This is a genomic window from Candidatus Glassbacteria bacterium, assembly GCA_019456185.1.
Classification (GTDB): Bacteria; Gemmatimonadota; Glassbacteria; order GWA2-58-10; family GWA2-58-10; genus JAJRTS01.
Map to the genome: position 1 here is coordinate 39,730 of VRUH01000014.1, position 8,553 is coordinate 48,282.

An 8,553-nucleotide genomic window follows, 5' to 3' on the forward strand; every position below is an offset into this window, starting at 1 on the left:
CCCCTCGCCGGCCACCACTGCGTCGGCGATATGCCCCGCCGCCAACTCCGGCGCCCAGGTTATCCGGCCCCAGGCCTGACCGAGCGAGAGATCGCCCTCGATGTATTCGGGATAACCCATCCCCTCCGGCACCCTGGTCAGATAGGGTTTCATGCGCCTGAAATTGGGATCGTTCTTTTCACCGTCGGCCCCGGGTACGCTGGCCCCCACCCTGTAAAAACGGCCCTCAGGCAGAAACTGGTCGCTCAGGCTCTCGTGGCCGGGCACGAACCACTGTTTCATCCTGTTGTCCCAGTACCGCTCGATTTTCGTGCCCCGCGGCAGACTGAAAGCCATCTCGTGGTATTCGGTACCGAGCTTGTACCTCGGATCGAGGAACACTACTTCGGGTTCTGCGCCGGCGGCGCGCCAGGCGGCCTCGCTCTTGAACACGGGCTTGGGCTTGAGCCAGAGCGCGCGCTCGAACTCGTGCTGGGGCAACTCGAAGAACGGGCGGCAGCGGTTTTCGTATTTCATGTTGGCCCGGATATTGGCGTCGTCACCGATCCCGTCCCAGTCCAGAATCCGGGCGTCCGGCGTATCCTTCTCGATCAGGTAATAGCCGTAACGGGCGTCGAACGCGCCCGGTTTCCCGTCGATCATCAGCCGGTACATCGTGTGGTAGCCGCCGCTTTTGTGCTGGCAGATCACCCGGTCTCCCGCGCTCTCGTCACCCTTGTACTCGCACCAGACGCCCTCGGCGATAATGCTGTGGGTGTCGCAGAAGCCCCAGCCGTAGACAAACAGGTGCTTGTGCAGGTCGCGGGCGTTGGTCTCCTTGCCGAACGGGCCCTCGAAAGCGTGGGTCATCCCGCCGCGGGCCTCGCAGTTGAGCCGGTTGAACAACCTTAGCCAGTGAAACAGTGAAACGGCCTTCTGCTTTTCCGTACCGTCGGTTACCCCATCCAGCCGCCAGATATCGTCTGCCCAGGTTTTGAGGTCAGTGCACTCCGGCCAGCGGTCGGAGACCACCAGAGGTCCGCGTAGCTGTGCCCGAAGGCCGCTCATCGAGAGAGATAACAGAATCGCTGCCACCGCTATCACCAAACCACCGCGTTTCATCCAGCCCTCCTCTATTATTGGCCGGGCGCTAATGCGCTCTGCCGGCTCTTTCCAACTCGCGTACAAACGAGATATAGTCCGTGTTAACCGTTTTCCAGCCGGCCTGGCGGGCCGCGGCTGCAATCTGCGCCCGATGGTAGTGGCCGTGGGAGCTGACGTGCATCAGGATGTCCGCGACGGCGGTTTCATATTCAACCCCGAACTGGTTTTTATATTTCAGCAGGTAGAACAGCTTCTCCCCCTCGAGCGCCATCAGGTATTTCCGCCAATCTCTCTCGTTCCCGTCCAGCACGGCCGCGCACCGCTCATCGTCGAACGCCGGGAAGATCTCGATATACGAAGAATCCTCACCCTGAAGGCGGGTCAGCCAGATTTGCTCGCTGGCCAGGATATGGGACATCAGCCCGAGCATGTTTTCAGTACCCCCGCCGTTTTCGCGCAGCATTTCCAGGGCACGGCGGTTTCCCCAGAAGTTCCAGTCGTAGAGCTTTTCGATCAGTTGTTTCACGTTCTCACCACCTTATACTCAGCGGCCCAGCCAGCCGCCATCCGCGACCAGCACGTGGCCCTGTACATAGGCCGAGGCATCGGAAGCCAGGAACAGCACGGGACCCACCATGTCCTCGGGTTCCGCCCAGCGGCCCTGCGGAATCCGTTCGTCGATTTTCGGCCGCCGCACCGGATCAGCCAGCAGCGGCTCCGTGACCTCTGTTTTCACATATCCCGGGGCCAGCGCATTGACCGTGATTCCGCGCGATGACCACTCGTTGGCCAGGCTTTTGGTCAGTCCGGCCACGGCGTGCTTACTGGCCGTATAGGCCGGGGTTGTCCAGCCGCCCTGGAAACTCATCAGGCTGGCGATATTAACTATTTTCCCGTAGCCCTGTTTCAGCATTACTTTGCCGGCTTCGCGGCAGAGACGGAAGACAGCGTCGAGATTGATCCGCATCACCGCGTTCCAGTCCCGGTCGGAAAAATCCTCGCAGGGAGCGCGCCGGGTTGTGCCCGCGTTGTTGACCAGGATATCCAGCCTGCCCATTGCCTCGACCGTCCGCCCGACAACCTTTGCCGCGGTTTCAGGCTCGGCCAGGTCCTCGCGCATGACCAGCGTCCTGCGGCCCAGCTTCTCGATTTCCGCGCCGGTTTCAGCGAGCGCCTCTCCCCGGCTCACCACGGCCACGTCGGCCCCGGCGCTTGCCAGGCCTGCCGCCACCGCCCTGCCGATTCCGCGGCTGGCGCCGGTAACGAGCGCAACCCTACCTGACAAGTCGAACATACGCCCGATATCCATCAATTACAAACTCCATCCATCCAATATATAACCCGCTAACAGTCATTAAACAATCAAGCTGACTTAGGCTGAAGCTAAACTCCGGAAAGAAGATATACCAGAAAAAAGTCTCATTTACGCGATAACAACTTGCTGGACGACCTGCCCCGGACTCTCCATCAGTACAGTAATGTTTTACGAAGAGATGACATTGGCTAAATTATATAGCCAGCGCGGCAATTCTCCGATAAACTATAGGCATCTTTAAATGGATAATTATTCTGAATTCAGATTTTTATTAATTGGGAAGATTTTTTCCATTGTCACTATGCATAAATTAATAAGAGCAAATATGTTATGGAATAATGAGTCGAGGCCATAATCGGGCCTGACAATCATCCTCTTTTATCTGTTGAATGAATGTTTAACAAACTCTTGAAAAAGCTGGATGAGACAGATTTGTCTTTAGCCCGTGGTTCGATCAGCTCGATTGCGGTCAAGGTTTTCGGTCTTATAGCGGCCCTTGGCGCAGAGGTATTGCTGACCCGCAACCTGGGCCCCTCAGCTTACGGTGTATACGCCTTTGTGTTCCAGACACTGGCGATTCTCAGCGTGGCCGCTAAATTCGGCCAGGATGCTGTCTGCCTGAGATTTGTGGCAGCTTACCGCAGTTCCGGCAGATTCAGCGAGCTAAAGGGTATTCTGCGATTCAGCGGTACTCTGGCAGCCGCGTTGGGTTGCCTGATCGGAGCCGGACTGTGGCTTGTTTTCCAAAGGTACAGCTTTGTGTTTGACGCCGAGGTGCGCGAAGGTTTGGCAGTGGGGGCGCTGGCCATGCCCTTGATTCCTTTGCTGGCAGTCAGGGAGTCCGCCCTGCAGGGATTGAAATATCCAGCCCTGGGCCAAATTTCTTCCAGAATAATCTATCCACTTGCGCTGATTACTTTCCTGACAGCCAGCTTAGCAATCACCAGCCAGTTAGACAGCGGCCATGCTATCCTCTGCGCTGTAGCGGCCAATGTCGTGGCGATAGTATCGGTTATCACGCTTCTGGCCCGTAGTGTTCCCGGGGAGGTAAATAAGGCTGTAACTGTGCTTCGGCCGAAAGAATGGATAATAGTCGGGGTCGGGATGCTTTTGGTTTCCGGCCAGTACATTCTGATGAACCGGGTGGATATCTTGATGCTCGAGCCCATGGCGGGCAAGGAAGCCACCGGCATCTACGCCGTCTGCGTGAGACTTGCCTGGTTGGTCAGCTTTTTCATCCAGGCAGCCAGTGTGATTGCCGCTCCGCTGATTTCCGAGCTTTATTCATCTGGCCAGGCCAGTAAGCTGCAGCGTATTGTCCACTTAACGATTGTTATCTCGTCAGCTTGTTCGGCTGTTATATTTCTTGCTCTGGTCCTGTTCGGCGAGTTGGTACTTGGAGTATTCGGCCCGGCATTTCCGCGCGGCTACCAGGTACTGGTTATTCTGGCGGGAGCTCAATTGTTTAACGCCCTGACAGGACCCTCTGGATTTCTGCTCACAATGACCGGGCATGAACGGCTGTTGGGACTTTTAATGTTTACCGCCCTGGTACTGAACTGTACGCTTAATTTTATTATGATCCCTGCTTACGGAATGGCAGGCGCGGCTTGCGCCACAGGCATTACCACCGTACTCTGGAATACGGTTTCGGTTATCATGATACGGAAAAAAGTGGGCATTTATCCTGTATTGGGGCTCAGCCATCTTCCACCGCGCCAGCTAAACGGAGAAGGTTAATTTGGACAGAGAAACCAAAGAGCCGAGGGATCTGGCGGGCCGGGAACACTGGAAGCGATTCTGGGCCGAAGCCGGAGAGATGGATATCAGGCTGAATCCACGCACCCGGAACTTCAGCGACCTGCATAAACTTTTCGTGCGTTGCCTTCCCGGCACACGGGGAAAGAGATTTATGGAATTGGGGTGTTATCCGGGACGTTTTCTCTGGTATTTCGCCACTCATTTCGGTTGTCGGGTCAGTGGAATGGAATATGTGGAATCCTGCTGCCGGGCAACCGAAAAAAACCTCGCCCGGGAAAATATCCAGAGTGAAATTATAAACGCGGACTTGTTCAAATACGATCCGGGTTCAAATGAAAGCTGGGATATTATAGCAAGTTTCGGCCTGGTGGAGCACTTCGTTGACGGCGAGCTAATTATTCAACGACATTTAGAACTGGTAAAACCGGGGGGCCTGGTAATAGTAACCGTGCCCAACCTGCAGGGCCTGTACGGAAAAATCCTAAAAAAACTGGACCCGCGAACGTACAGTGTTCACCGGGTAATCAGTCTGGAACAATTGACAGGCGAGGCGCTTGCCTGTTCGGAGTGTGAAATCGTAGAAGCCGGTTACTATGGCAGGCTGGGGTTCGGTCACACCGGTTTGCGCGAGGCTGCCCGGGGCCTCGGGAAGCCAGTTGACCTGACAACTCGCGCCCTGTTATATGCAATGGAAAACACAGCTCAATACCTGTTTAAACCCTCTTCCTGTTTTTCTCCATACATAGCCCTGGTAGCTCGCAAACGCCCTGCATCATAACCTTGGGCGGCTACTGCAACTGGCGGTCTTTGCCAACCAGGTCTCTAAGCCGCTCATCCAGGGTGGCGCACTTGAGGAATGCGCGGGATCCGCCTTTGCGGTCGGTAACCTCAACGTTGACGAAAACCATGTGCTCGCAGCTGAACCCTTCCTCGCTGCTGCGCCTGCAATATATCGTCCGGGGCATGTGATTCCCGTCGGCCGGAGGATTGGCGGCGGCTGAATCATAGGGGCACCACTCGATAATTTCGTTCAGCTTGCCCGAGAAATCCTCGACAAGTATTTCATCCAAATCAAACAGGCCGGCCAGATTGGTGACAATTTCCATCTGCAGCCCGCCCTCACCGCGAAACAGCCGGTTCAGGCCGCTCAACAGATCGACCAGCCCAACGCGGCGGCGAAAACGCTCACCCAGAATCTTGATCTGTTGACCGGTGAAATTGTAGCGCAGCCCGTGCGGCAGGGCCGATACCATCTCGTCCGCCAGTTCGACGAAATAAAACAGCAGGGCGCTGCGGCTGCTGGTTTCATCGTGGTCGGGGCAGTGATGCCCGGAGATAATGTTGAGAATTTCGGCCCGATGGTAGCTGCCGACCGACAGGTCCTGCTGTCCCAGCAATTCGGCGGCTTTCTGCTGGTGTGCTTCAACGAATTCCCGCACCTCTTCCTCCGAGCAGTCATCCAGCCTCTGCATCCAATCGCTGAGTTCCGGATCGAACAGGCCGATATCGTGAAGCAGGGCCGCCGTGCCCAGGCTCATCAGCCCGATAATGGTCCAGCCCATTTTCAGCCCCAGGGCCAGCGCGAGCAGGGCAGCCCGTATATTATGCTCCGCGATCAGCTCGGCGGGACGCCTGGAAATTTCGCTGTTGAATTTTGACTCGTAGGCTATCTTGACGATACCGGGATTGGAAAACAGCATCTCCATAACCCGCAGCACTTTAACCTGAATCTGACCGTCGGAGAGGAAGTTGGGGTAGAATTTGCCGGAGGTCACCTGGTCCATGATCCGGTGCAGGTCTTCGGAGAGGATCTTGTGCACGTGGCGCAAGACGAAATCGTCGTCGTCCACCACTACCCTGTCTGGAACAGGTACGAACTGGTCGGAAAATTTCCGGATCGATTCGATAACCTTCGGGGTCAGTTGCCCGTCGGCCAACTCTCTGCGGGTGATAAGAAAACTGCCCGCCTTAAGCTCGATATCCCGTCCCAGTTTCATGCCGGGAACCAGGTGGTCTGTAAGCAACAGCATTACCGATCCATTTTTCATGATTTTTTAGAAAGAAATTTGTACAGCCGAGTTATATTTAAGCTTGTGCGGACCAATTAACAAGAATGAAATTACATATTTTTTTATGGATCTTGAAATATGACTTTCAAAGTGGCCGCTTTAGAGCAAATAACTCTATGTTATGATTTAACAGGAAAACAGGTAACCATCCGGCTGTCATGGACGGGAAAACAGCGATTTATTTATTCACCTGAATTAATGATACAGGTTCCGGCGAAAGACCCTGATGGTGTACTGGCGGAGATTATCCGGGAGATGATCTGCTCAAAAGGCGGACTGCGCGCGATTACCCGCCGTTACGTGAGATATACGCTTCGGTATGGGGGCAGGCGGCAATGCAAATCCCGCAGATTGTCCGGTTGGATCCTATCGCCACAGCCAGCCGGCGGGCGCAGTCCCGGCAGGCGACTGCATTGTACAGTTCCTCCCGCTCCATCCCGGCCCTCCATTCCACGCCCAGCGGAGCACCGGCCGGGCACTCCTCGACACAGCGGATACAGTCCCCGCATTCGGACTCCAGCAGTGGCGTTCCGGCCGGCAGCGGAGCATCGGTGAGCACCACGTTATAGCGGACCGCCGATCCCCAGCGACGGGTGACAAGCAACGCGCACTTACCGATCCAGCCCACCCCGGCCAGCGTGGCCACGGTCTTGTGTGGGAGATCGGTTTTCAGAGCGCTGCGGTCGCGGATGTACATCGACGGTTTCCCCGGTTCGGCCCTGTAGCCGTTGCCGATTAAAAAAGCGGCGCACTCTTCCGCCAAAAATTCCAGCTTCTCATTGGCCCTGTTGTACTCGGCGGCGTACTCCGGAGTCGGGCCGCGCCCGATCCCGGCGACAATCTCCGGGGCCAGGGCCAGCCCGATCAGCACACCAGTGGGCAGGCCCATTCTCGACCCGGCGGGCAGGATACCGAGATCAGCAAACGCGGTGAACGCAGCTCCCCGCTCCGTAACATATGAATCGAGCTTACTGCCGAGCTCGCCGGCTGTCATAATCCAACCCCCTGAAAATTTCCTGCGGGAACCTTTCGAGGGTAATCCTGACGGTCGTGCTTGAGGATGGGAATGCAAGGAGCAACACTTTATTATGAAACAGTCACTTCTCAGCAACTGAAAGTCTTCGCTTCCGGACGCTCCATCCACTCCGCCAGCGAGCATGCTTCCCTGTCCTTAGCGGATATCACCGGTTCTCCGCCGATCAAATCAAGGTACTCACCGGCGAGCGTTTTATCGCACAGGCTCCAGTCAAGCTCCCTGTCCAGCGGATTGACTCCGGATTCGCATGACGGGTTATAGACGGCGGTGCAGAGATACTCGATACGGGTCGGCGCGCTGAAAAAATTCCCGTGGGCGAATCCTGGCGGGACCCAGATCCACTCGTCGTAATCGCGGTCCTCGGCTCCGGGCATCTCGTAGGCGATAATCTTCCCCATCCTCGGCGAACCCGGGCGAATGTCGAGCGCCAGGTCCACCATCCGGCCATAGAGTGTACGCACCAGCTTGCCCATCGGCGGCTGCCACTGAAAATGAAGCCCACGGACTACACCGGTACGCGAAAAACTCTCGTTGAACTGGACAAACGTTTCCCCCTCAAGGAACCCCAACCCGTTGGCTGCGGTAAAATCGCTGCTTCGGAAGGTTTCGCTAAAAAACCCGCGCTCATCGTGGAACCGGCCGAACCGGACCACCTTGATTTCGGGCAAAGCCAGGGATTTGATTTCGAGAATTTTCATTCTGCTAAACCGGTCTGTTATTAAGGGCCACGGCGGACAGGGATCAAGTTACCATTCGCCTGCAAGGCAGTCAAGCCGGTTGGCGCCGAGGTGTCTGACCGGCAGAACAGCGAGGCGATTACTTCTTGCTATCGCAAAGAAAGCCCACCACTTTATGAGTTGCGTCTCGATCACATTAACCTCTCCACAACCTCACAGGCAGCCTGCCGTGGACAATCTAGTCAGCCTGTTTGCCGCTCTCGAAAGCCTGGTCTGGGGCCCCTGGCTGATCGTTCTGCTGCTGGGAACCGGCATTTTTCTTACCCTTCGCACCGGGTTCGTCCAGATCAGGAAATTCAAAGCCTCATGGGCCATGCTGTTCGCCGGAGCAGCGGGCAGGGAGTCCGGCGCTGCTAAAGAGGGAGACATCTCGCCCTATCAGGCGCTCTCCTCGGTTGTGGCCAACACGGTCGGGATGGGCAATATCGCCGGAGTCGCCACCGCAATTCATCTCGGCGGACCCGGTGCGCTGTTCTGGATGTGGATGACCGCCCTGGTGGGAATGTCGACGATTTACGTGGAAACATATCTCTCGGTCAGTTTCAGGGTCAA

General features: G+C 56.3%; 7 protein-coding genes and 2 pseudogenes (2 of these 9 cut by a window edge). 3 read left to right on the top strand and 6 right to left on the bottom strand.

Annotated features, from left to right (window positions below; all coding sequences use genetic code 11):
• From FVQ81_07485 to FVQ81_07495, 3 genes and pseudogenes are all read right to left on the bottom strand, one after another.
• A pseudogene (locus FVQ81_07485) lies at positions 1-1,101 on the bottom strand (hypothetical protein); it reaches 84 nt to the left of the window's first position.
• A 28-nt stretch (positions 1,102-1,129) separates the two neighbouring features.
• Positions 1,130-1,609, bottom strand: coding sequence for a damage-inducible protein DinB (locus FVQ81_07490; GenBank protein ID MBW7996394.1), 480 nt, complete (start codon positions 1,607-1,609; stop codon positions 1,130-1,132).
• Between the two features lie 18 nt (positions 1,610-1,627).
• Positions 1,628-2,377, bottom strand: a complete 750-nt coding sequence (locus FVQ81_07495) for an SDR family oxidoreductase (protein MBW7996395.1) — start codon at positions 2,375-2,377, stop codon at positions 1,628-1,630.
• A gap of 414 nt (positions 2,378-2,791) precedes the next feature.
• Between FVQ81_07495 and FVQ81_07500 the strand changes: the two genes are divergently transcribed.
• Positions 2,792-4,138: an oligosaccharide flippase family protein gene (locus tag FVQ81_07500; GenBank protein ID MBW7996396.1), complete on the top strand. Its 1,347-nt coding sequence runs from the start codon at positions 2,792-2,794 to the stop codon at positions 4,136-4,138.
• 1 nt (position 4,139) lies between these two features.
• Positions 4,140-4,937 carry a class I SAM-dependent methyltransferase gene (locus tag FVQ81_07505; protein ID MBW7996397.1) on the top strand — a complete coding sequence of 266 codons (798 nt, stop codon included), beginning with the start codon at positions 4,140-4,142 and terminating at the stop codon, positions 4,935-4,937.
• 10 nt (positions 4,938-4,947) lie between these two features.
• Here FVQ81_07505 and FVQ81_07510 read toward each other — a convergent pair whose 3' ends face one another.
• The 3 genes from FVQ81_07510 to FVQ81_07520 all read right to left on the bottom strand — a co-directional run bounded on the left by FVQ81_07510 (position 4,948) and on the right by FVQ81_07520 (position 7,962).
• Positions 4,948-6,207: an HD domain-containing protein gene (locus tag FVQ81_07510; GenBank protein ID MBW7996398.1), complete on the bottom strand. Its 1,260-nt coding sequence runs from the start codon at positions 6,205-6,207 to the stop codon at positions 4,948-4,950.
• Between the two features lie 307 nt (positions 6,208-6,514).
• Complete coding sequence (locus FVQ81_07515) at positions 6,515-7,222, bottom strand: epoxyqueuosine reductase (GenBank protein MBW7996399.1); 708 nt, start codon at positions 7,220-7,222, stop codon at positions 6,515-6,517.
• A gap of 110 nt (positions 7,223-7,332) precedes the next feature.
• Positions 7,333-7,962 carry a dTDP-4-keto-6-deoxy-D-glucose epimerase gene (locus tag FVQ81_07520; protein MBW7996400.1) on the bottom strand — a complete coding sequence of 210 codons (630 nt, stop codon included), beginning with the start codon at positions 7,960-7,962 and terminating at the stop codon, positions 7,333-7,335.
• Positions 7,963-8,116: 154 nt separating this feature from the next.
• Between FVQ81_07520 and FVQ81_07525 the strand changes: the two are divergent.
• Positions 8,117-8,553 (top strand): annotated as a pseudogene (locus tag FVQ81_07525) (sodium:alanine symporter family protein); it runs 22 nt beyond the window's last position.